The organism is Methylocaldum sp. 14B, from assembly GCF_002005105.1.
In the GTDB taxonomy this organism is placed as follows: domain Bacteria; phylum Pseudomonadota; class Gammaproteobacteria; order Methylococcales; family Methylococcaceae; genus Methylocaldum.
In genome coordinates this window covers 145,465-168,609 of record NZ_MSCV01000003.1, presented here as the reverse complement: position 1 = coordinate 168,609, position 23,145 = coordinate 145,465, and the positions used below count along the sequence as shown (strand labels likewise).

Annotated in this window: 18 protein-coding genes; 12 read left to right on the top strand and 6 right to left on the bottom strand. The window is 55.1% G+C overall.

Annotated features, from left to right (window positions below; all coding sequences use genetic code 11):
- The first annotated feature begins 39 nt into the window (after positions 1 to 39).
- From secA to B2A78_RS03215, 8 genes are all read left to right on the top strand, one after another.
- The gene (gene secA / locus B2A78_RS03250) at positions 40 to 2,763 is read left to right on the top strand and encodes a preprotein translocase subunit SecA (RefSeq protein WP_077728474.1); all 2,724 of its coding nucleotides are present in this window, start codon (positions 40 to 42) and stop codon (positions 2,761 to 2,763) included.
- 11 nt (positions 2,764 to 2,774) lie between these two features.
- The gene (gene argJ, locus B2A78_RS03245) at positions 2,775 to 3,986 is read left to right on the top strand and encodes a bifunctional glutamate N-acetyltransferase/amino-acid acetyltransferase ArgJ (RefSeq protein WP_077728542.1); all 1,212 of its coding nucleotides are present in this window, start codon (positions 2,775 to 2,777) and stop codon (positions 3,984 to 3,986) included.
- A gap of 20 nt (positions 3,987 to 4,006) precedes the next feature.
- On the top strand, positions 4,007 to 4,954 hold the full coding sequence (locus B2A78_RS03240; RefSeq protein WP_077728473.1) for a Nudix family hydrolase: 948 nt from the start codon (positions 4,007 to 4,009) through the stop codon (positions 4,952 to 4,954).
- A gap of 166 nt (positions 4,955 to 5,120) precedes the next feature.
- Positions 5,121 to 6,530, top strand: coding sequence for a glutamate--ammonia ligase (gene glnA, locus B2A78_RS03235; protein WP_077728472.1), 1,410 nt, complete (start codon positions 5,121 to 5,123; stop codon positions 6,528 to 6,530).
- Between the two features lie 421 nt (positions 6,531 to 6,951).
- The gene (gene glnL / locus B2A78_RS03230; protein ID WP_077728471.1) at positions 6,952 to 8,025 is read left to right on the top strand and encodes a nitrogen regulation protein NR(II); all 1,074 of its coding nucleotides are present in this window, start codon (positions 6,952 to 6,954) and stop codon (positions 8,023 to 8,025) included.
- Entirely contained in the window at positions 8,018 to 9,427 is a 1,410-nt protein-coding gene (gene ntrC / locus B2A78_RS03225) for a nitrogen regulation protein NR(I) (RefSeq protein ID WP_077728470.1), read from the top strand. The genes glnL and ntrC overlap by 8 nt, the downstream gene beginning before the upstream one ends.
- A 147-nt stretch (positions 9,428 to 9,574) precedes the next feature.
- Positions 9,575 to 12,079, top strand: a complete 2,505-nt coding sequence (locus B2A78_RS03220) for a glycogen/starch/alpha-glucan phosphorylase (protein WP_077728469.1) — start codon at positions 9,575 to 9,577, stop codon at positions 12,077 to 12,079.
- Between the two features lie 8 nt (positions 12,080 to 12,087).
- Complete coding sequence (locus tag B2A78_RS03215) at positions 12,088 to 12,561, top strand: tRNA (cytidine(34)-2'-O)-methyltransferase (RefSeq protein WP_077728468.1); 474 nt, start codon at positions 12,088 to 12,090, stop codon at positions 12,559 to 12,561.
- An 11-nt stretch (positions 12,562 to 12,572) separates the two neighbouring features.
- On the opposite strand, the gene B2A78_RS03210 is transcribed toward B2A78_RS03215, so the two are convergent.
- Genes B2A78_RS03210 through B2A78_RS03195 form a run of 4 tightly spaced genes read right to left on the bottom strand, consistent with a single transcriptional unit; the run spans position 12,573 to position 14,893 of the window.
- A complete protein-coding gene (locus B2A78_RS03210; protein ID WP_077728467.1) occupies positions 12,573 to 13,577 on the bottom strand; it encodes an NAD(P)H-dependent glycerol-3-phosphate dehydrogenase in 1,005 nt (334 codons plus the stop codon).
- 23 nt (positions 13,578 to 13,600) lie between these two features.
- Positions 13,601 to 14,062 carry a protein-export chaperone SecB gene (gene secB, locus B2A78_RS03205; RefSeq protein ID WP_077728466.1) on the bottom strand — a complete coding sequence of 154 codons (462 nt, stop codon included), beginning with the start codon at positions 14,060 to 14,062 and terminating at the stop codon, positions 13,601 to 13,603.
- 50 nt (positions 14,063 to 14,112) lie between these two features.
- A complete protein-coding gene (locus tag B2A78_RS03200; RefSeq protein ID WP_077728465.1) occupies positions 14,113 to 14,562 on the bottom strand; it encodes a rhodanese-like domain-containing protein in 450 nt (149 codons plus the stop codon).
- Between the two features lie 19 nt (positions 14,563 to 14,581).
- The gene (locus B2A78_RS03195) at positions 14,582 to 14,893 is read right to left on the bottom strand and encodes a metalloregulator ArsR/SmtB family transcription factor (RefSeq protein ID WP_077728464.1); all 312 of its coding nucleotides are present in this window, start codon (positions 14,891 to 14,893) and stop codon (positions 14,582 to 14,584) included.
- A 283-nt stretch (positions 14,894 to 15,176) separates the two neighbouring features.
- Here B2A78_RS03195 and gpmI point away from each other — a divergent pair, with 283 nt between their 5' ends.
- The 3 genes from gpmI to B2A78_RS03180 all read left to right on the top strand — a co-directional run bounded on the left by gpmI (position 15,177) and on the right by B2A78_RS03180 (position 19,266).
- The gene (gpmI, locus tag B2A78_RS03190; RefSeq protein ID WP_077728463.1) at positions 15,177 to 16,718 is read left to right on the top strand and encodes a 2,3-bisphosphoglycerate-independent phosphoglycerate mutase; all 1,542 of its coding nucleotides are present in this window, start codon (positions 15,177 to 15,179) and stop codon (positions 16,716 to 16,718) included.
- Positions 16,719 to 16,912: 194 nt separating this feature from the next.
- The gene (locus tag B2A78_RS03185; protein WP_168175330.1) at positions 16,913 to 17,884 is read left to right on the top strand and encodes a peptidoglycan DD-metalloendopeptidase family protein; all 972 of its coding nucleotides are present in this window, start codon (positions 16,913 to 16,915) and stop codon (positions 17,882 to 17,884) included.
- A 59-nt stretch (positions 17,885 to 17,943) separates the two neighbouring features.
- Positions 17,944 to 19,266: a S41 family peptidase gene (locus B2A78_RS03180; protein WP_077728461.1), complete on the top strand. Its 1,323-nt coding sequence runs from the start codon at positions 17,944 to 17,946 to the stop codon at positions 19,264 to 19,266.
- An 84-nt stretch (positions 19,267 to 19,350) separates the two neighbouring features.
- On the opposite strand, the gene B2A78_RS03175 is transcribed toward B2A78_RS03180, so the two are convergent.
- Entirely contained in the window at positions 19,351 to 19,833 is a 483-nt protein-coding gene (locus B2A78_RS03175; protein ID WP_077728460.1) for a DUF934 domain-containing protein, read from the bottom strand.
- A complete protein-coding gene (locus B2A78_RS03170; RefSeq protein ID WP_077728459.1) occupies positions 19,820 to 21,469 on the bottom strand; it encodes a nitrite/sulfite reductase in 1,650 nt (549 codons plus the stop codon). Before B2A78_RS03170 ends, B2A78_RS03175 begins: the two co-directional genes overlap by 14 nt.
- A gap of 314 nt (positions 21,470 to 21,783) precedes the next feature.
- Between B2A78_RS03170 and nhaD the strand changes: the two genes are divergently transcribed.
- Positions 21,784 to 23,142, top strand: a complete 1,359-nt coding sequence (gene nhaD, locus B2A78_RS03165; RefSeq protein WP_133717643.1) for a sodium:proton antiporter NhaD — start codon at positions 21,784 to 21,786, stop codon at positions 23,140 to 23,142.
- Positions 23,143 to 23,145: the final 3 nt, after the last annotated feature.

Sequence of the window (23,145 nt, the reverse complement as noted above, 5' to 3'; positions counted from 1 at the left end):
GTTGGATTATTTTTCGTTTGGACTCGGAATTAAACCGCAATGCTAGGCAAGCTAGTAAAGAAAATCGTTGGCAGTCGCAACGAGCGAATCATCAATAGAAAAAGAAAACTCGTCAAGAAGATCAACGCGCTGGAACCTCAGTTCCAGAATCTATCCGATGAGGCGTTACGAGGGAAAACCCAAGAATTCAGAGACCGCCTGAACGAGGGTGAGATGCTCGATGCGTTACTCCCAGAGGCTTTCGCCGCCGTCAGGGAAGCATCTCGCCGCGTTCTGAACATGCGCCACTTCGATGTTCAGTTGATAGGCGGGATGGTGCTCCATGACGGGAAGATCTCGGAAATGAAAACCGGCGAGGGCAAGACGCTGGTCGCCACCCTGGCCGCTTATCTGAATGCACTGCCCGGTAAAGGCGTACATGTCGTCACCGTCAATGACTATTTGGCGCGCCGAGACTCCGAATGGATGGGCAAGCTCTATAACTTCCTCGGACTCTCCGTGGGCGTCATAGTCAGCAGTCTGAACGCGGAGCAGCGCCGGGAATCCTACGCGGCCGACATTACCTACGGTACCAATAACGAGTTCGGCTTCGATTACCTCCGGGACAATATGGCATTTTCCCGCGACCAGAGGGTGCAGAGGGAAAAATATTTTGCGATCGTCGACGAAGTCGACTCCATCTTGATCGACGAAGCCAGGACGCCTCTCATTATTTCGGGGCCGACCGAGGACCGCAGCGACCTTTACCATAAGATCAACGCCTTTATTCCTCATCTCAAGCGTCAGGAAAAAGAAGGCGCTCGCGGCGATTACAGCGTCGACGAAAAATCCCGGCAAGTCTACCTCACGGAGGAGGGGCACGAGCGCATCGAGCAGTTGCTGGTTCAGCAGGGATTGATCAATGCAGACGAAAGTCTGTACGACGCCGTCAACATCAGACTCATGCATTTCATCAATGCCGGATTGCGGGCTCACGCGCTGTTCCAGCGGGATGTCGACTATATCGTTAGGGAAAACCAGGTGATCATCGTGGACGAGTTCACTGGCCGCGCGATGCCGGGACGTCGTTGGTCCGAAGGGCTGCATCAGGCGATCGAGGCTAAGGAGAACGTTCCGGTTCAAAACGAAAACCAGACGCTGGCCTCCATCACGTTTCAGAACTATTTCCGCCTGTACGAAAAACTGGCCGGCATGACCGGTACGGCCGATACCGAGGCCCCGGAGTTTCATCAGATTTACGGCCTCGAAGTTGTCGTCATTCCGCCCAATAGGCCCATGGTCCGCCAAGATCTCGGTGATCTCGTCTACCTCACCGTTCGTGAGAAATACGGCGCCATCATCGAGGATATCCGCGAGTGCGTGAAACGCGGCCAACCGGTGCTGGTGGGGACTACATCCATCGAAAACTCGGAACTCTTGGCGACTTTCCTCCGTAAGGAAGGCATTCCGCATCAGGTGCTGAACGCCAAGCATCACGAGCAGGAAGCTCATATCATTGCGCAAGCCGGTCAGCCCGGTGCGGTCACTATTGCGACCAACATGGCGGGCCGCGGCACCGACATCGTTCTCGGCGGCAGCCTGGAAGAGGATTTGGCGGCTATCGATCCCAGCGATCAGGGGTCCGTCGCTCGCTTGAAAGAGGAGTGGAAAGTCCGTCACGCTCAGGTTGTGGAAGCAGGCGGCTTGCACGTCATCGGATCGGAGCGGCATGAATCTCGGCGCATTGATAACCAGTTGCGGGGACGGTCCGGACGGCAGGGTGACCCCGGCTCATCACGGTTTTATTTGTCCTTGGAAGATCCCTTGATGCGGATTTTCGCTTCCGATCGGGTGGCCGTGCTCATGCAAAAGCTGGGAATGAAGGAAGGCGAGGCGATCGAACACCCATGGGTGACACGGGCGATCGAGAGCGCTCAACGCAAGGTTGAAGCGCGCAACTTCGACATCCGCAAGCAGTTGCTGGATTACGACAACGTCGCCAACGATCAGCGCAAGGTGGTTTATCACATGCGTGACGAACTGATGGAGGCGGACGATATTTCCGAGGCGATCACGAACATGCGTCGGGACGTTGTCGGCCAGATATTCACCCAGTTCATTCCGCCGCACACCCTTGAAGAGCAGTGGGACGTCAAGGGTCTGGAAGACACGCTATTGCGGGAACTCGGATCGAAGCTGCCGGCGCAACAATGGCTGGATGAAGATTCGCGGCTGGATGAGGACCGCCTGCTCCAGAAAATCATCGATCAGCTGGATGCGGTTTATCAGGCAAAGAGTGCCGTTATAGGCGAATCGGTCATGCGTCATTTCGAGAAAACGGTGATGCTGCAAGTTCTCGATAACGCCTGGAAAGAGCATTTGGCGGCCATGGACCATCTGCGCCAGGGCATCCATCTACGCGGTTATGCGCAGAAGGATCCGAAGCAGGAATACAAGCGCGAAGCGTTCGAGATGTTCACCTCCATGCTGGACGGGATTAAACACGAGGTGATCGGCATCGTATCCAAGGTTCAGGTGCACAGCGAAGAAGAAGTCAATGTCATGGAGGAACAGCGCCGCGCCGTACCTCAAGAAATGCATTTCGAACATGCCGAGGCACACGCACTGACTGCGGAACCTGAAGAGGCGGAGGTCGAGGAAAAGCCGGTTAAACCACGGCCCGCACAGCCTTATATCCGGGACGTCGCCAAAGTGGGCCGTAACGAGCCTTGCCCTTGCGGTTCCGGGAAGAAATTTAAGCACTGCCACGGCAAATTGGATTGAAATCGCCGCGTATGAGCGTCTTGAGCGAAGAGTTGACCCTGGCAACCGTAAAAGGCGTTCGGCTCGGTGCGGCCTGTGCCGGCATCAAGCAGAGCGATCGTGACGATATCGTGGTGATCGAAGCAGCCAAAGGGTCTACCTGTGCGGCCGTTTTTACCCGAAATGCCTTTTGCGCCGCGCCGGTGATCGTGGCGAGAGATCATCTCGGACACCATCCACGCTGGCTCTTGGTCAATTCCGGGAATGCCAATGCCGGAACCGGCCAGCGAGGGCTGGACGATGCTCGTCGGACCTGCCGGACGCTCGGCCGGCTGACCGGCGCGGCGGCCGAGCAGGTGCTTCCTTTCTCGACCGGTGTAATCGGCGAATATCTTCCGGTGGAAAAGATCGAATCGGCTTTGCCCAAAGCCCTGAGCGCCTTGGATGAGGCGGGATGGACGCGCGCGGCAAGGGCCATCATGACGACCGATACGCGGCCTAAAGGTGCAAGCCGGACTGTCAATCTGGCTGGAGTATCGGTGACCGTCACTGGCATCGCCAAAGGCGCCGGCATGATTCACCCCGATATGGCCACCATGCTGGCCTTCATTGCCACCGACGCGAAGGTTGAACCGGCTAGTTTGCAGGCTTGCTTGAGCGACGCCGTCGACGGCTCTTTTAATTTGATCACGGTGGACGGTGATACCTCGACTAACGACGCCTGCGTTCTGTTCGCAACGGGCGGAGCCGGTAATCCCGAACTTAGCCGGCAAAGCGTGGATTTCCCTCTCCTGGCCCGAGCGGTTCGGGAGGTTTGTGAAGACTTGGCTGAAGCCATCGTGCGGGACGGCGAAGGCGCCACCAAGGTGATGCGGATAGAGGTCCAAGAGGCCAGGGATGAAACCGAAGCGCGGAATGTGGCCAAGACTATCGCCCATTCGCCTCTGGTCAAAACCGCTTTTTTCGCCAGCGATCCGAACTGGGGCCGGATTTTGGCTGCGATCGGTCGTTCAGGCTGCGCCGATCTCGATATATCGGGCGTTTCTATATGGTTGGGGAACGTGCTGATCGTGGAAAATGGAGGACGCGCCATGAGCTACACCGAGGAGGCCGGGAGAGCCGTGATGTCTGAGAATGACATCCTGATTCGCGTTGTGCTGGGGAGGGGGAGCGCGCATCAGCGTGTCCTGACGTGTGATCTCTCTTACGATTACGTCCGCATCAACGCGGAATATCGAACCTAGTCGAGGCTGAACGTATCCCGGTGAGCGGTTGCTCCGAGTTGCATGTAGCCGCCGGTGTCATCCGGAACGGACTCGGCCAAATTCTCATTGCGCGGCGCCTCGCCCACGTCCATCAAGGGGATCTTTGGGAGTTTCCGGGAGGCAAGCTGGAAGCCGGCGAAACCGCAAAGGAAGCTTTATCCAGAGAAATCCGCGAGGAGCTTAACCTCGAAGTGATAGAGGCATCGCCCTTGATTCGGATTCGTCACGCTTATCCGGAGCGTTGCGTACTGCTGGATGTGTGGCGGGTGGACCGGTTCGAGGGGACGCCAATCGGCATGCAGGGACAGCCGATTCGTTGGGTTTCGCCAGACGAATTGCCCGGCTTCGCATTTCCGGCCGCGAATCGCCCCATCGTAACGGCTGCCAGACTTCCCGATCAGTATGCGATTCTGGACGATGAATCGGGCGATGAGGCGCTTTTGCGCGAGCGTTTGCACCATCTGGTGTCGCGCAGAGCCGGTTTGATCCAATTACGGGCGCGCCGATTGGGTGTGCACCAATACGAGGCGTTGGCGCATTATGCTGTGGAGTACTGCCGGGAACGGGGCGCGATCCTACTTCTGAATGCGGATCCGTGCTGGGTGGTCGGGACGTCCGCCGCGGGGCTTCATCTTACGGCACAAAGACTGATGAGCTTGAGTGAACGGCCATTGGAGAAAGCCCGGTGGGTTGCCGCATCTTGTCACAATCTCGGTGAACTGAAGCACGCGGAGCGAATCGGCGTCGATCTGGCCGTTCTTGCCCCTGTGCTGTCCACGCCCACCCACCCCCATGCCGTGCCGCTAGGATGGATAACTTTTGCCGAGTTGGTGGATCAGGTAAATATTCCGGTCTTCGCTTTGGGGGGGGTGTCTCCAGCGGATGTGGACGTTGCAAAGTCCCATGGGGCTCAGGGCGTGGCGGGAATTCGCGGATTTCTTCCGTAAACGGCACTGAAATGGGTCGTATGCACATTAATGGTGCGTTTTTGTTTTGCGAACAAGTTGTTGCACTATTGTAATTCCGGGAGATAACAGCGTTTTTCTATTGGTACAATTTTTGTTTAATTACCCGCTTGAGATTTTTACAACCCTAATATTCGGGAGATAAAGAATGACGCCACAAGATGTACTTCAGCTGATGAAGGAAAAGGAGGTCAAATACGTTGATTTGCGGTTTGCCGACACTCGGGGCAAGGAACAGCATGTTTCCATTCCGGCGCACAGTGTGGACGAGGACATGTTCGAAGACGGCAAGATGTTCGACGGTTCGTCTATTGCGGGCTGGAAGAGCATCAACGAGTCGGACATGATCCTGATGCCTGATCCGACGACGGCGGTTATCGATCCGTTTTTCGACGATCCAACCCTGATTTTGCGCTGCGATATCGTCGAGCCCTCTACCATGCAGGGTTATGAGCGCGATCCTCGCTCCATCGCCAAACGTGCTGAAGCTTACATGAGATCCACGGGCATCGCGGATACCGCGCTGTTCGGGCCAGAAAACGAATTCTTCGTATTCGACGATGTGCGCTGGGGCGTTTCCATGCAGGGTTCGTTCTATAAAGTCGATTCCGAAGAAGCCAGTTGGAACACCGAAAAAGTTTACGAAGACGGCAACATCGGCCATCGTCCCGGCATCAAAGGCGGCTATTTTCCGGTGCCGCCCGTTGACTCCATGCAGGACTTGCGCGCGGCCATGTGCAATACGCTCGAAGAAATGGGGCTGATCGTCGAGGTTCATCACCACGAGGTGGCGACCGCCGGACAGTGCGAAATCGGCGTCAAGTTCGGTACGTTGGTCCGGAAGGCGGATGAGGTGCTTACCCTCAAATACGTGGTACACAATGTCGCTCACGCTTACGGCAAGACCGCGACCTTCATGCCGAAGCCGCTGGTCGGCGACAACGGCAACGGAATGCATGTTCATCAATCACTGTCCAAGGGTGGCGTGAACTTGTTTACCGGTGATTTGTATGGCGGCCTTTCTGAGTTGGCGCTGTTTTACATCGGCGGCATTATCAAGCATGCGAGAGCTTTGAATGCCTTCTGCAACCCGTCCACCAACAGCTACAAACGCTTGGTGCCGGGGTTCGAGGCGCCGGTCATGTTGGCTTATTCCGCCCGCAACCGATCGGCATCGATCCGCGTTCCGTATGTCACTAATCCGAAAGCGCGCCGCATTGAGGTTCGTTTCCCTGATTCCACCGCCAATCCATATTTTGCTTTCGCAGCCATGCTGATGGCCGGTCTCGACGGTATCCAAAACAAGATTCACCCGGGCGACGCCATGGACAAGGATCTTTACGATTTGCCGCCGGAAGAGGAGAAGAGCATTCCGCAGGTTTGTCATGCGTTTGATATGGCGCTGGATGCATTGAGTGCGGATCGCGAATTCCTGACTCGCGGCGGCGTCTTCACCAATGATGCGATCGATGCGTACATCGACCTCAAGATGCAGGAAGTCACCCGTCTGCGCATGAGCACGCATCCGGTTGAATACGATATGTATTACAGCCTCTAAACGGCTATTCGGCCCGAATCTGAAAACGCCCCTTTATGGGGCGTTTTTTTTGTTCGGGTATTTTCCGAATCCGAGACGCTATAGAGAGCTCGCGTAAAGAGTAGTCTGGCGATTCATTCGGCTGAACAAGGCTGTCTATCCCAGTGACAAGTCCGAAAGGGCGAATGTGAGCTCAAAAGTGACTGGCTCGGGCGGTAGCGCCTTTGTCGAGTGTTGGATTATCTATATTGGTAAATTCCGAAATAACTTCAAATGGAACAGATGTTTCAGCAAATCGGTCTAATATGCACCAAGATGGTGCGCATTGCCTGAGGTTCTGTGGCCGCGAGTGTCCGCTGCTGAGTTCTATAGGTCTTGAGGCACCTACAATCAAGCGCAGCTTGCATGGACAATTGGCCTCCATCTTGCTTTTCAAATCGTAATGAATAACCCAGATCCCATTCCACTATATCAACGCATCCTCGATCATTTAACGGACGCCGTGTTGGTTTTCGATCCCGCGTACCGCCTGATTTATATCAATGTGGCCGGGGAAATGTTGTTCGCAGTGAGTGCACGACAGGTTCTGGGTTCGGGGGCCAAAGAGCTTTTCTTTCTATACGATCAGAACATCGAGAAAGATTTGAAACGAACCTTGCAACAGGGTGAATCGTTGACCAAGCGAAATTTGTCGTTGGGTCTTCCGTCTCAAGCTATTACGGTCAATTTCACGATCACGCCGATGCTGGAGCAGGATAAACCGGTCGCCGCATTGGTGCAGATTGAACAGGTGGATCGGCATTTGCGCATCTCCATGGAAGAGCAGCTTCTGGCGCAGCAGAACGCCGCTCGCATGCTGTTGCGGGGATTGGCCCACGAAATAAAGAACCCTTTGGGCGGTCTGCGCGGTGCGGCGCAGTTGCTCGACAGGGAGTTGGTCGAAGAAGAGATGCGGGAGTATACGAAAATTATCATGGAGGAATCCGACCGCCTGCAATCGCTGGTCGACCGGATGCTTGAGCCCAACAAACCGCCGCGGAAAAGCCGGCTCAATATCCACCGGGTACTGGAGAGAGTGCGTCAGTTGGTGCAGGTGGAGGCTCCTCCAAGCGTCGTCATCGAAAGAGACTACGACCCGAGTTTGCCGTTGGTGAATGGCGATAGCGATCAGCTGATTCAAGCGATCTTGAACGTCGTGCGCAACGCGGCGCAGGCGGTAGGGAAGAAAGGGCACATCCTGATTCGCACGCGCATCCATCGCCAGGTGACCATTGGTCATAGGCGCAACCCGATGGCCGTCAAGATCGACATCATCGACGATGGTCCGGGTATTAAGCCGGAGTTGCTCGGTCAGATTTTTTACCCGATGGTAACCGGGCGCGCTGACGGTACCGGTTTAGGCCTGTCGATCGCACAGTCCTTGATCAATCAGCATGGTGGATTGGTCGAGTGCTCGAGTTCCCCGGGCAACACGGTTTTTTCTATTTTCCTGCCGTTGGAGAAGGACCATGAGTAGTTCAGCCCAAGTATGGGTGGTTGATGATGATCGCTCGATCCGCTGGGTCTTGGAAAAGGCCTTGCAAAAGGCATCGATACACGCGCGCTGTTTTTCGAACGCCGGCGGATTGCTCGATGCTCTCGATCAGGGCAAGCCCGATGCCATATTGACCGATATTCGGATGCCGGGCATGGACGGGCTGGAGCTTTTGCGGCAGCTGCAGATCAAGCATCCGCAACTTCCCATCATCATCATGACGGCGCACTCGGATCTGGAGAGCGCGGTCTCGGCATTCCACGGCGGCGCGTTCGAATATCTGCCGAAGCCGTTCGATGTGGACGATGCCGTTGATCTGGTGCAGCGTGCATGCGCACAAAGTCAGCGCGCGCGGCAAGAGCAAGGTCCGCCCGAGGTGGCCGAGGAAACGCCCGAAATCATCGGGGAGGCGCCGGCCATGCAAGAGGTTTTTCGCGCCATCGCGCGACTCGCCCGCTCCCACATCACCGTTCTGATCAACGGCGAATCGGGGACCGGGAAAGAGTTGGTTGCGCGGGCGCTGCACCGCCATAGTCCACGGGCCGACAAGCCTTTTATCGCCCTCAATATGGCGGCGATCCCCCGCGATCTGCTGGAATCCGAATTGTTCGGCCACGAACGCGGTGCGTTTACCGGCGCGCAGGCTCGCCGCGCCGGGCGTTTCGAACAAGCCGACGGAGGCACGTTGTTCTTGGACGAGATCGGCGATATGCCTGCGGATTTGCAGACCCGTTTGTTGCGCGTGTTGGCCGACGGCGAGTTTTTTCCCGTTGGTGCGCACGCACCGGTCAAGGTGGACGTCCGCATTATTGCCGCCACTCATCAAAATCTGGATACGCTTGTCGCCGAAGGCCGTTTCCGGGAGGACTTGTTCCACAGATTGAACGTCATCCGCATTCACCTCCCGCCCTTGCGGGAGCGTCGCCAGGATATTCCTTTATTGCTGAACCATTTCCTCAAGGAGGCCAGTCAAGAGCTGAAGGTGGAAACAAAAGTCTTGTTGCCGGATGTGGAGGACTATCTTTGTCGGCTCGATTGGCCGGGCAACGTGCGTCAGTTGGAGAATACCTGTCGCTGGATCACGGTTATGGCGGCGGGCAAGGAGGTTCATCTGGACGATCTGCCGCCGGAATTACTGAGTGTTAAGGCGAGTACCTCTACTGTCGTCGACAGTTGGGAAGATTGTTTCCGGCAATGGGTCGATAAGCGCTTGAGGCGTGGGGATAGAAATGTCGCAAAGGAAGCTATAGATTCAGCCGAAGGGATTTTGATCGCCACGGCGTTACAATTCACCCGCGGGCGTCGCCAGGAAGCAGCAAAGTTATTAGGTTACGGCCGCAATACATTGACACGAAAGATCAGCGAGCTGAGTCTGGACGTGTAAGAAATCGAGTACCGGCAAGCTTATCGTCAACAGCTCCGGCTTTGATGCGATAATCGCCCCTTTCCGGCTTTGTCGTCTGCGGACAGCCGCAGAGGAACGACGAGCTTTTCGTGCCCAATCTGAAATTGCCAAATAAGCGGACCGACTATGCCAAACCGAAGTCTTGTGAATAGTAAGCGAAAACCGTGGTTGACCGAGCTGCCTGCCTTGGGGTTGAAGGCCAAGGATTTGGCCGTGGACATCCGCCGTCATTTCAGCTACACGCTCGGCCGCGACAAGTACTGCGCATCCGCGCACTATGCCTACACGGCGGTCGCTTTGACGGTCCGCGACCGCTTGATGGAGCGGTGGAAGAATACGCATTACGCCTATGAGGAAGCGGACTGCAAGCGTGCTTACTATTTATCCATGGAATTCTTGATGGGGCGGACCTTGAGTAACGCCACGCTCAATCTCGGGATCGACGATCCTCTGCACGAAACTTTACACGACCTGGGGCTGGATCTAGAGGAGATCGTCGAGAGCGAGCAAGATGCCGGATTGGGTAACGGCGGGCTGGGTCGGCTGGCTGCTTGTTTCGTAGATAGCTGTGCGACGCTGCAGTTGCCGGTGATGGGCTACGGCATCCGTTACGAATATGGCATGTTTCGGCAAAACATCGAGGATGGCCATCAGGTCGAGGAGCCCGATCATTGGCTGCGGAACGGCCACGTCTGGGAGCTGGAGCGTCCGGAACTGACGGTGCGGATACGTTTCGGCGGGCGGACGGATACTTATGGCGGCGACGAATCCCACCCGAGGAGGCGCTGGGTGGATACCCACGATGTGCTCGCAGTCCCGTACGACATCCCGATTCCCGGTTACAAGAACGGTACGGTTAACACGCTGCGCCTGTGGAAAGCGGCTGCCACGGATGAATTCGATCTACAAGACTTCAATGCCGGAGATTACACCGAAGCGGTCCGTTCCAAGAACATGGCGGAAAACATCACCATGGTGTTGTATCCCAATGATGCAAGCGAGAACGGAAAGGAGTTGAGGCTACGCCAGCAATACTTTTTGGCTTCGGCCAGTCTTCAGGACGTCATCCGCAAATGGGTGCTGGTGCATGGCGAGGACTTCAGTCGGTTTGCGGAAAAGAATTGTTTTCAGCTCAACGACACCCATCCGAGTATTGCCGTAGCCGAGCTGATGCGCCTTTTGATGGACGAGCATGGGTTGCATTGGGATGAGGCTTGGGCCATCACCTCGCGTACCATGGCTTATACCAATCACACACTGCTTCCGGAAGCCTTGGAGAAATGGCCGGTGCGCCTGTTCCGGCAATTGTTGCCGCGGTTGCTGGAAATCATTTTCGACATCAACGCACGATTCTTGGGTGAGGTCGCCAACCGCTGGCCGGGCGATCTGGACCGATTGGCGCGGATGTCCCTGATCGAGGAAGGCTGGGAGCAACAGGTTCGCATGGCTTACCTGGCCATCGTCGGGAGCTTTTCGGTCAACGGGGTGGCGGAGCTTCACTCCAATCTGCTCATGCAAGGGCTGTTTCGCGATTTTTACGAACTGTGGCCGAATAAGTTCAACAACAAGACCAACGGTATTACGCCTCGCCGCTGGCTGGCCGGGTGTAATCCCAAGCTTGCCTCGTTGATCACGGAAACGATAGGCGAGGGTTGGTTGACCGATCTGTCCCAACTCGGCAAGCTGGCCGCATATGCCGATGATTCTGCGTTTCGCCAACGCTGGAGGGAAATCAAGCGCCATAACAAGGAGCGTCTCTTACGCTATAAGAAAGCGGAGCTGGGCGTGGATATCGAACTGGATGCGCTGTTCGACGTTCAGGTTAAACGGATACACGAATACAAGCGCCAGTTGCTCAACGTACTTCATGTCATTCACCTCTATGACCGCATTAAGCGCGGCGATACGGCCAATTGGACGCCGAGGTGCGTCCTATTCGGCGGCAAGGCGGCACCGGGCTATGCCATGGCGAAGCGAATCATCAAATTGATCAGTAATGTGTCCAACGTGATCGATCGCGATGCTGCGGCCGGCGAGCTGCTCAAGGTGGCCTTCCTGCCCAATTACCGGGTGACTGCGATGGAATACATTTGTCCCGGCACCGATCTTTCCGAACAGATTTCGACCGCGGGTAAGGAAGCGTCCGGTACCGGCAACATGAAGTTCATGCTGAATGGGGCGCTGACTATCGGTACTCTCGATGGCGCCAATATCGAGATTCGTCAGGAAGTGGGGGCCGAGAATTTCTTCCTGTTCGGCCTCACCGCCGAGGAGGTGGAGGCGAAGCGAGGCCAATACGATCCCGAGTCCGTCATAAACGGCAATGACGACCTGCGCCGGGTGATGCATCTCTTGGAAAGCGGGCACTTCAACCAATTCGAACCGGGAATTTTCGATCCCATCATCCATGCCATAAAAAGCCCGCACGATCCTTGGATGACGGCTGCCGACTTTCAAAGTTACGTAGAAGCCCAGAGGCGCGCGGCCGCTGCTTACCTCGATCAAGAGCAGTGGGCAAGAATGAGCATCCTAAACTGCGCTGCTGGCGGCAAGTTTTCCACCGACCGCACGATTTCGGAGTACAACCGCGACATTTGGAAACTGGAGCCGATCCGCCCTCGGTGTGAATAAGTCCTAACGTGTTCCACATCGTCCTTTACGAGCCGGAAATACCGCCGAACACAGGGAATATCATCCGTCTCTGCGCCAACACGGGCGCTTGGCTGCATCTCATCCATCCCTTGGGCTTCCGGCTTGATGACGCCAGGTTGCGGCGCGCCGGCCTCGATTATCGGGAATGGGCAGATGTGCGGGAATACGGGGGACTGGATGAATTCTTGGAACGGGTTCGGCCGGAGCGGCTGTTCGCGCTCAGCACCAAAGGGCGGTGCTGCTACGCGGATGCCGACTTCCGCCCGAATGACGCCTTGCTGTTCGGTCCGGAGTCCAGGGGATTGCCGGAAACCTTGCTGGCTTCCTTGCCGAAGCCGCGCCTTCTTTACGTGCCTATGAAACCGGAAAGCCGCAGCCTGAATCTGTCCAATACCGTAGCGTTGGTGCTTTACGAAGCATGGCGGCAGAACGGCTTTTCGGGAGCGATTGAACGGGTTTGACCGAAGCAGGCTCAACCGGCCAAGGCTTCCGGCTTCTGTTCTCTCAGGAGTAGATTGTTGACGGCCTCTAAAGGCGCGAGCCCTTCGTAAAGGATTTTGTAGGTCTGTTCGGTAATCGGCATCTCGATCCCGAGACTTTGCGCCAGCTGGTAAATAACCTTCGTAGTAAGAATCCCTTCGATTTCTTGGCCGATTTCGGCCGCGACTTGCTCTCGCGGGAGCCCTTTGCCGAGCCCGAGGCCGAAGCGCCGGTTTCGAGATTGATTGTCGGTGCAGGTCAAAATGAGATCGCCGACACCGGCAAGTCCCATGAAGGTTTCCGGTTTGCCACCCAATGCCAAACCCAAGCGCATCATCTCTGCGAGTCCGCGGGTTATCAGCGCCGCACGGGAGTTGGCGCCGAAGCCCAGGCCGTCGGCGACCCCGGCGGCGATAGCCAGTACGTTCTTGGTCGCCCCGCCCAACTGAACGCCGATGATGTCTTCGGTGGTGTATGCGCGGAATCGGTTGTTATGAAGCAGCCCCGCCAGCATTTTGGCGAATTCGATCTCCCGTGACGCTACCGTAATGGCGGTCGGGAGATTGGCGGCCAAGTCGCGGGCGAAGCTTGGGCCGGACAGCACGGCGGCGGGAATGTCGGGTCCCAGAACGTCCTCCGTGACTTGGTGCAAAAGCTTTCCGCTTTGCAGTTCCAGACCTTTCGTGGCCCATGCGATCTTGGATTCCGGGGTGAGATGCGGTGCCAGGTCCATCAGGAGGTTTCTAAATGCATGGCTGGGCACCGCAACTACGAGAATTTCCGCGGTCTTAACGGCTTCTTCCAGATTCGCGACGACCCGGAGGTTGTCGGGAAAGCGCGCACCGGGTAAATAGCGCTCGTTGCCCCGGGCGGCGTTGAGTTTGGCCAAATGTTCGGGGCGATGCCCCCAAAGCACAGTGGGATGGCCGTTGCGGGCTATCAAAAGGGCTAGGGCTGTGCCCCATGAGCCCGCGCCGAGAACTGATACAGCTGTCATGTGGGCGATTGCGGACTATCCCGTTAATGGCTTGTGGGGGCGGAGCCCTGCTGCTGTTGCATCTGCTGCATGTACAAGGCGTCGAAATTGATGGGGGCAAGGAGCATGGGCGGGAAACCGCCCTTGGTCACGAGATCGGAAACGGCCTCGCGCGCATACGGAAAGAGAACGTTCGGACAGTAGCTACCGATCAGAGGGCCGAGTTCTTGGTCGTCGAAGCCCGCCATCGCGAAAATCCCCGCTTGGCAGACTTCCACCAAATAAGCGGTTTTTTCGCCGAGTTTAACGGTTACCGTCGTGGTGAGACTGACCTCGTACAGATTTTCCTGAAGCTTTTGCGCATTGCTCGACAGGTTGAATTCGACCTTCGGTTCCCATTTGAGCGTGAATACCTCCGGCGAATTCGGCGTCTCGAAAGAGACGTCCTTAACGTAAATCTTTTGCAGGACGAACTGTCTTTCTGGCTGAGTGGTTTCTTCGGCCATGGATAATCCTTATTTGTTTCGTAAGCTTGGAAAAATCGGGAGAGGGCGAATTACTTGTTATTCCGCTTCTTAACGACGGGGTATTTTTGGTCTTCCCATGCGAGCATGCCGCCTTTCATTTCAAACACTCGGGTGAAGCCTAAACCGGTCAGTTTCTTGCAGGCCTGGGGAGATCGCGTGCCGGACTGGCAGGTTACGATAACGGGATTTTGTTTGTATGCCTCCAATTCCTGTGCTCGTTCCTCGAGTTTGCCCAAGGGAATGAATTTCGCATTTTCGATATGGCCGTTGGCATGTTCGTGCGGTTCGCGGACATCGATAATGATGGTGTTTTCATCATTCATCAGGTTTACGGCTTCCGTCGGCGAGATTACTTTGTGTTTACGGAAGGCGCTGTCGATAAAATCCTGAATCAGCAAAATCGTAACAATGAGCAAACCGCTGGCCATGATCCAGTGATTGCCCAGGAATTCCAACAGGCGGTCGGGTGTGACAGTCATAGAGAAAATTCGGCTCCAACTAATGATGACAAAATACTTCTTTCATCAGCTTGATCAGCTGCAGTGTGCGCTCGTCGTCAACGTAATAGTACACGCGGTTAGCGTCTTTCTTACAGGCGAGAATACCTTTATCGCGCAGAATGCCCAGATGCTGAGAGATATTGCTCTGAGTCGTGCCGACCTGCTCGACGATGTCCTGAACGCTGACTTTATTGTTCCCCAAGGTGCATAAAATCTTGAGTCGCAGCGGATGGGACATGGCTTTCAGGCAATAGGCAGCCTGCGCGATATCGGCATCTTCCGTAATCAGTATCTCGTTTGGTTTGGTCATCGGAGGCTTCGCATTGTAAGAGTTTGTGCGCTCTTTAGCCGCGATTGCTCGAGCAACACGGGGTTGCAAAAAAAAGTTAAAATACTACTCCGTTTTTCCCTTTGCCTAAGCCCATGGCGCCTCATTCTCAAATTCATATTTATCCGGCGATATTGAGTTCGAGGTCTTTTCCTTTCCGCGAAAGCAGCCGCTTGGCCATTGGGACATACTGATTTTTTCTGCGGGAAGCAACAATGCCTTTATTGCCAGGCAAACGCGCAAAAACCGAGAGGGAGATTATACTTTGAAGTTGAATCGTCCTAAACCTGTTGTCCTCATCATTCTGGACGGTTTTGGTTACAGCGAAACCAAAGACCATAACGCTATCGCTCTTGCAAGAACCCCGACATGGACGAAGCTGTGGAATACTTGCGCGCATACATTGCTCGATTGCTCCGGTGAAGTCGTCGGCTTGCCCGACGATCAAATGGGCAATTCCGAGGTGGGACATTTGCATTTAGGGGCGGGTCGACTTATCAATCAGGATTTTACGTTGATCAGTAAAGCGGCTAGGGACCGTTCGTTTTACACCAATCCCGTTCTGCGCGAAGCCGTGGACAAGGCCCTTCGGAACGATAAGGCACTCCATATTTTAGGACTGCTGTCGCCCGGCGGCGTTCACAGCCACGAAATTCACATTCATGCAATGGCGGAGCTCGCGGTTAGGAAGGGGCTGAGAAAGGTCTATGTGCATGCCTTTCTGGATGGGCGAGATACCCCACCCAAGAGCGCAGGCGACCCGATACGCAGAATGGATTCGAAGTTCGAAGAACTGGGGGCAGGGCGGATTGCATCCATTATTGGCCGTTTTTACGCGATGGATCGCGATAATCGCTGGGACCGTATCCAGCAGGCATACGACCTTATCGTGCAAGGAAAAGCCGATTACCGCACGGAAACGGCGATCGAGGGCTTGACGCTGGCTTACGAGCGGGGTGAGTCCGACGAGTTCGTCAAAGCGACTTCAATCGTTCCGGACGGTGAAGCGCCGATTACTCTCAAGGACGGCGATGTCGTGATATTCATGAATTTTCGGGCCGATCGCGCCCGAGAGCTGACGCGCGCACTCAACGAGGCCGATTTCGTGGGGTTTCGACGCGAGGTCGTTCCGAAGCTGGGTGGGTTTGTTACATTGACGGAATATCACCAAGACTTTACGTTTCCCGTCGCTTATCCGCCGCAAGACGTGACCAACAGCCTGGGCGAAGTCTTGTCGAAGCATGGTCTAAGGCAGTTGCGGTTGGCCGAGACTGAAAAGTACGCTCACGTTACGTTTTTCTTTAATGGCGGAGTAGAAACGCCCTTTCCCGGAGAAACGCGCATCTTGGTGCCGTCGCCCAAGGTCAAGACCTACGATCAGAAGCCGGAAATGAGTGCTCCTGAAGTGACGGAAGAATTGGTCAAGGCGATCGAGTCCGGCGAGTACGACGTCATCATCTGTAACTACGCCAACGGGGATATGGTTGGTCATACTGGTAACCTGGACGCATCGATTCGGGCGGTAGAGGCTTTGGATGAGGCATTGGGTCGAGTCGTCGAGGCTCTCGACAAGGTCGGGGGCGAAATGCTGATTACGGCAGATCATGGCAATGTCGAGCAAATGATCGATCCTTCGACCGGCGAAGTTCAGACCGCGCACTCGGTTAATCCCGTGCCGCTCGTGTATAAAGGCAAAGCCGGTAGGTTAAGCGACGGAGGCGGTCTGCCCGATGTCGCGCCGACATTGCTCGCGATTATCGGGCTTGAAAAGCCGGCGGATATGACGGGGCGATCGTTGCTGATTTGAGGTTTGCCGTTTTGTCCTGTCACCGAGTCGCGCGAGTTTTCTGTCTGGCTCTAGCATTCAAAATGCCTTTCGCGGCGGCGGTCTCGGAACCAAAGGATCGTTTGGATGAACTAACTACGGTTCGGGAGCGTATTAAGACGGTCCAGAAGTCCAGGGACGCTCTAGAGTCGCGCAGACGAGCTCTGATCGGGCAATTGAGCGGTATCGAGCGGGACTACGGACGTCTGGCAAAACGGCTTAAAGAGCTCGAGATTCAAGCGCAAGCCCAATTGCGGCATTTGAACGATTTGGAACGCCAAAGCAGTGAGTTGCGGGCGGCAGTGAAAGCGCAATATAAAACATTGACAGGACAAGCTCGTGCGGCCTATGCCGCCGGCCGGCAAGATTGGCTGAAGCTGGTGTTGGATCAGGAAGACCCACGCCAGCTCAGTCGCGTGCTGGCTTATTACAATTATCTGAGTCAAGCTCGATTCTCGCTGCTGAGGGAGATGCAAAAGGATTTAACAACCGTTTCGCAATTGCAGCAGCAAGCGTCGGCCGAAGCGGCGAAGCTTCAATCCACTCGTGAGCAGGTAGCAAAAGATCGCCTCGAGTTGGATAAGTTCCGACAATCCCGACGCGAGGTTTTGGCCGACTTGGAACATAGCCTTCAGGATAAGGACACCCAGCTGAGGCGGCTCCAGGAGGATGAAGAGCGCCTGCAAGATCTGGTTGCCGCCATTCGCCCTTTGTCGGACGACTCGGCGCGAGATCGGTCAGCCAGCAAAGGACCCTTTTCCGCCCTTTATGGTCAGTTAACATATCCGACGAAGGGTTCACTGCTTGAGTCGTTCGGCAGTCCGCGAGCGAGTGGCCGTTGGGATGGTGTCGTTATACGAGCACCGGAGGGCGCGCCGGTGCATGCCGTTGCGGCGGGGAGGGTGGCATACTCCGATTGGTTGCGGGGCTATGGCTTGTTGACCATTATCGATCACGGCGAGGGATATATGAGTCTCTACGCTTTCAATCAGAGTTTGTATAAGAATGTCGGGGACTCGGTGAACGGCGGTGATATCATCGCTACAGTCGGTGCCAGCGGCGGTCGTGCGGAGTCCGGACTTTATTTTGGCATTCGCGAAAAAGGAAGACCGGTGAATCCTATGTTATGGTGCAGTCACAAAGACTGACTTTTTACGGATTGATTTATGAGGCCTTATCCAGGGCGTTTTTGGTTGTAGGAAAATCTATGTTGCGACAAAGAAATTTTCTGGTTCTTATCTTTGGCGTTCTGCTCGGCATTTTGATCAGTACGGGCAGTAGCGTCCTCGCCGAGCGGGAGGCCAGTGGCGATACAAATGCAATCCCCTTCGAAGGATTGAAAACCTTTTCGGAGGTTTATGGACGCATACGCCAGGATTACGTAGAGCCGGTAACGGACCAGAAATTGTTGGAAGACGCCATTCGCGGAATGCTCGCTGGTCTCGATCCGCATTCAGCGTATTTGGATCAGGAGCAGTATAACGAGCTGAAGGTCGGTACTACCGGACAGTTCGGCGGCTTGGGTATCGAGGTCGGAATGGAAAACGGTTTCGTGAAGGTCATCGCGCCTATCGACGATACCCCCGCGCAGAAGGCTGGCATAAAAGCCGGCGACCTCATTATCCGGTTGGACGACAAGCCGGTAAAAGGCATGAGCCTGAACGACGCGGTTAAAATGATGCGTGGCGAGCCGGGTAGCGAGATCGTGTTGACCATAGTTCGCGAGGGTGTCGAGCAGCCGCTGAAGGTTAAAATCGTACGCGACGTCATCAAGGTCAAAAGCGTAAAGAGCCGGCTTCTTGAGGAAGGATACGGCTATGTTCGCATTACGAGCTTTCAGTCCAAGACTGGAGACAATGTCATCGAAGCCATCAGCGAGCTCAAAAAGAAAGGCGACTTGAAGGGCGTTGTGCTGGATCTTCGCAATAACCCCGGCGGAGTTCTCAATGCGGCGGTGGCGGTTAGCGATGCCTTCCTGGAGAGTGGCCTGATCGTTTATACCGATGGTCGTGTCGAAGACGCCAAGATGAGGTTCAGTGCGACTCCGAATGACGTTCTGAACGGTGCTCCAATCGTAGTGCTGATAAACTCCGGCTCCGCTTCGGCCTCGGAGATTGTGGCCGGTGCTTTGCAGGATCATGGACGCGCCATCATCATGGGCGAAAAGACCTTCGGCAAAGGTTCGGTGCAGACAATCTTACCGACCAGCAATGGCGGCGCGGTCAAACTGACCACGGCGCGCTATTACACGCCTTCCGGACGCTCCATTCAAGCGGAGGGCATCGCGCCGGACGTACCGATCTCGAAGGTGAAGTTGGAAATGGCCGCCCAATCGGAGTTTTCTCCGATCAAGGAAGCCGATTTGGTAAACCATCTCGAGAATGGAGCCGAGAAACCGCTCAAGAAGGACGAAACCAAAGCAGGGGATAAGAGTGAAGAGGCCTTGGCCCTGCAGGATTATCCGCTGAACGAAGCCCTTAATCTTCTAAAGGGTATCAATATCATGAGATACGGCCATAAAAAGAACTAGGCCGTGTCGGAGAATTGAAGCACACCCCCGGCTTGACCGGGGGTATTGTTTGTCGAACGTATTTGAGTTGCCCGAGCTTCCCAGCTATTTACGCCGCCGATAAAGTGGTTCTTTAACGTCTACGGCGGCTTGATATTTCACCGTGAACTCCTGCAATGCGGGCAGCAGTTCTTGCGCATTCGCGGAGCCGTTCGGTTCGAAGGCGTTTACGCCTACCCGACTCAGAAAAAACATCTGATCCCTGAGAAAATCGCCGCGGGCGCGAAGCTCGCCGTTAAAACCGTAACGTTCCCGCAAAAGCCGAGCCAGAGAAAAGCTTCGGCCGTCTGTGAACTGGCGAAATTCCAAGACGATTATCGAGAAGTACTTAAGATCATCTGCAATTTCTTCGAGACTGTCGTCGCTGTTTAGGCGCAGCCCCAAGGGGACGCTGCAAGCGAGCAGGCGATCCCTTTCGTTCTTCCAGCGGAGCAGCGAAACCGTTACAGCCTGTTCCGGCAAGGCTTCGTCGTCGCTCAAGTGCCGCCAGTCGTTTGCGACGATATGGCCGTCTTTAATTATCTCCATAAACTCGCCCCTGGAATGGTCGCATACCGATACGTCTAACCGTTTCAAGAAATGCCTCGTCTTCCAGTCGATGCTCTCGGTAAGTTTGGAAGATGGCTTCTATCGCATGGCAAACCTGGTCCTTGGCTACGGAGGGACCTAGGCGTTCACCGAGGGAAGCATCCTTTCCGGATGAGCCGCCCAGGGTAATCTGGTACCACTCTTCCCCTTTTTTATCGACGCCCAGAATGCCGATATGACCGACGGTATGATGTCCGCAACCGTTCATGCAACCCGAGACATTGATCCGGATATCGCCTAGATCGTAGAGATAGTCCAAATTGTCGAAGATCTGCTGAATGCCGTTAGCGATAGGAATCGATGTCGCATTTGCCAATGAGCAAAAGTCGAGGCCGGGGCAGCAGATGATATCCGTCGCCGTGCCGATATTGGGTGTCGCCAGTTCAAGAGATTTAAGGCGCTGCCATAAGTCGTGCAAATCCGCCTGTTTAACGTCGGCCAGAACGAGATTCTGGGTGTGGGTGACTCGAATTTCGCCAAAGCTGTAATGGTCGGCTAAATCGGCAATTACGTCCATTTGGCTTGCGCTGAGATCTCCTGGGGGTTTTCCCGGCGTTTTCAGGGACACGAAGACAACCCGATAACCCGGCATTTTATGAGGGAAGGTGTTATGGCGGAACCAAGCGGCAAACTGGCTGTCGTGGGCGGTTTTTTCCGCTAACAAGGGATTGTCGGCTAGCGTCACGTAAGGCGGTGGTTGGAAGAACGTCTTGATCCGCTCGATTTCTTCAAGATCCAGGAGCAGGTCGTCCTTTATTGCAGCCCACTCGGCTTCGACCATTTCGGTAAACTTTTCCTTTCCCAGCTCTTTGACCAGGATCTTGATTCGCGCCTTGAATTTGTTGTCGCGACGTCCGAAGCGGTTGTAAACGCGGAGAATCGCTTCCAGATAAGACAGCAGGTGCTTTTTCTCGAGAAACGGGCGGATTGTCACGCCGATGATCGGTGTGCGCCCGAGGCCGCCGCCTACCAGAACTTCGAAACCTATCTCGTCCCGATCGTTCTTGACGAGCTGCAAACCGATGTCGTGTAGCTGGGTTGCGGCTCTATCCTTTGCCGCACCATTGACGGCAATCTTGAACTTGCGCGGCAGAAAGCTGAATTCCGGATGGAGGGTGGACCACTGCCGGATAATTTCGCAATAAGGGCGTGGGTCCTCGAGTTCGTCTCCGCCGACTCCCGCAAGATGATCGCTGGTGACGTTGCGGATGCAGTTGCCACTCGTCTGGATCGCATGCATCTGTACCGTAGCGAGTTCGCTCAGAACATCCGGCACGTCCTCGAGTTTCGGCCAATTGAACTGAATGTTCTGTCGCGTCGTGAAGTGGCCGTAACCCTTGTCATAGGTTCGCGCGATATGAGCCAACATCCGCAGTTGGCGCGACGAGAGCAGGCCATAAGGAATGGCAATGCGCAGCATCGGCGCGTGTTTTTGGATGTATAAACCATTCATCAAGCGAAGAGGCCGGTACTGATCTTCGCTGAGTTCTCCCTTCAAGAACCGCTCTGTTTGACCCCTGAATTGAGCGGCGCGCTCATTCACTAAGGTCTGGTCGTAATTGTCGTACTGGTACATATATGGAAGAAATCCGTCTGCCTAGGCGAGAGAAAAGCCTGAGTAATTCAGTAGGGAAAAACTATAACATGGAGCCGTTAATAGGAAAAAATAATAAAACTGGATATATCTATGAATTTACTTCATATCGACTCTGCCTGTAAACGCCGTTCTTCCGTCACAAGTGCACCTGAACCGAAGTGCGGAAAAAGTGCTTGGTTATTCATTCGCTAGCCCTTCTATATATATAATGCAGGGCTGTTTTGACTGGGGGGTCGTGCTGCTTGACGGCAGTGGCACAGACGTTTTTCAAAAACACCGAAGAGGGCTTAGCTTTGTTACGCGCATTCGTTTTACTTTCGCTGCTATTTCTTGTGCCCGGTTTGGCATCGGCCGAAGGATCGGAGGTCTTGGGGCTGACCGGTACCCAACGGGGCCTTTATTGCGTCTTGGTCTTCATCATCGCGTACGGGTTCGTGATGACCGAAGAGTTTACCCATTTGCGAAAATCCAAGCCGGTCATTCTTGCCGCCGGCATCATTTGGGCGCATGTGGCTTATCTGGCCGCCAGCAACAGCGTTCCATCGGAGAAGGTGCACAAGGCCTTCGAGCACGATCTCCGCGAGTATGCCGAGCTGTTTCTGTTCTTGTTGGTCGCTATGACCTACATCAATGCCATGGCCGACCGAAATGTGTTCGAGGCCCTGCGTTCCTGGCTGGTGAGCCGTAAATTCGGTTATCGCAAGCTTTTCTGGATCACCGGGGTGATCACTTTCTTCCTGTCCTCGGTAGCTGACAACCTGACTTCCGCGCTGTTGGTGGGTGCTGTGGTGATGGCTGTCGGTGCAAATAGCCCACGCTTCGTAGCTTTGGGTTTTGTCAATTTGGTGAGCGCGGCTAATGCGGGCGGCGCGTTCAGCCCCTTCGGCGATATCACCACGCTAATGGTCTGGCAGGCCGGCAAGGCGGAGTTCTTCGACTTTTTCGAGCTGTTCATTCCGTCGGTGGTAAACTTCGCTGTGCCCGCCGCCTTCATGCACTTCGCCATACCGGACGAAGCACCCAGTTTCCCCGATGAGGAGCAGGTCAAGATGAAGGACGGCGCCCTAATCGTTTGCGGCTTGTTCGCTCTCACCATCGTGACCGCCGTTAGCTTCAAGCAATTTCTGCATCTTCCGCCGTTCCTGGGCATGATGGTGGGACTTTCCTTTCTGATGTTCTATGGATACCGCTTGAAACTGTTGTACAGCGCCGAGAATGGGAGGTTCGATGTATTCGCCAATGTTCGCGATGCGGAATGGGATACCCTGCTGTTTTTCTTCGGCGTGGTATTCGCTGTGGGCGGTTTGGGCTACATCGGTTATTTGGAACTGGTTTCCGAGGCGATGTACGATGGACTCGGGGCGACGACGGCAAATATTCTGATCGGCGTGCTTTCGGCCATCGTCGACAACATTCCGGTCATGTTCGCGGTGCTGAGCATGAATCCCGATATGGACCTTTATCAGTGGATGCTCGTGACCTTGACCGCCGGCGTGGGCGGAACCATGCTGTCCATCGGTTCGGCGGCGGGTGTGGCCCTCATGGGGACGTCGCGCGGCATGTATACCTTTTTCAGCCATCTGCGCTGGACGCCGGCCATTATCGCCGGCTATGCCGCGAGCATTTTGACCCACTATTGGATCAACGGCTAACGC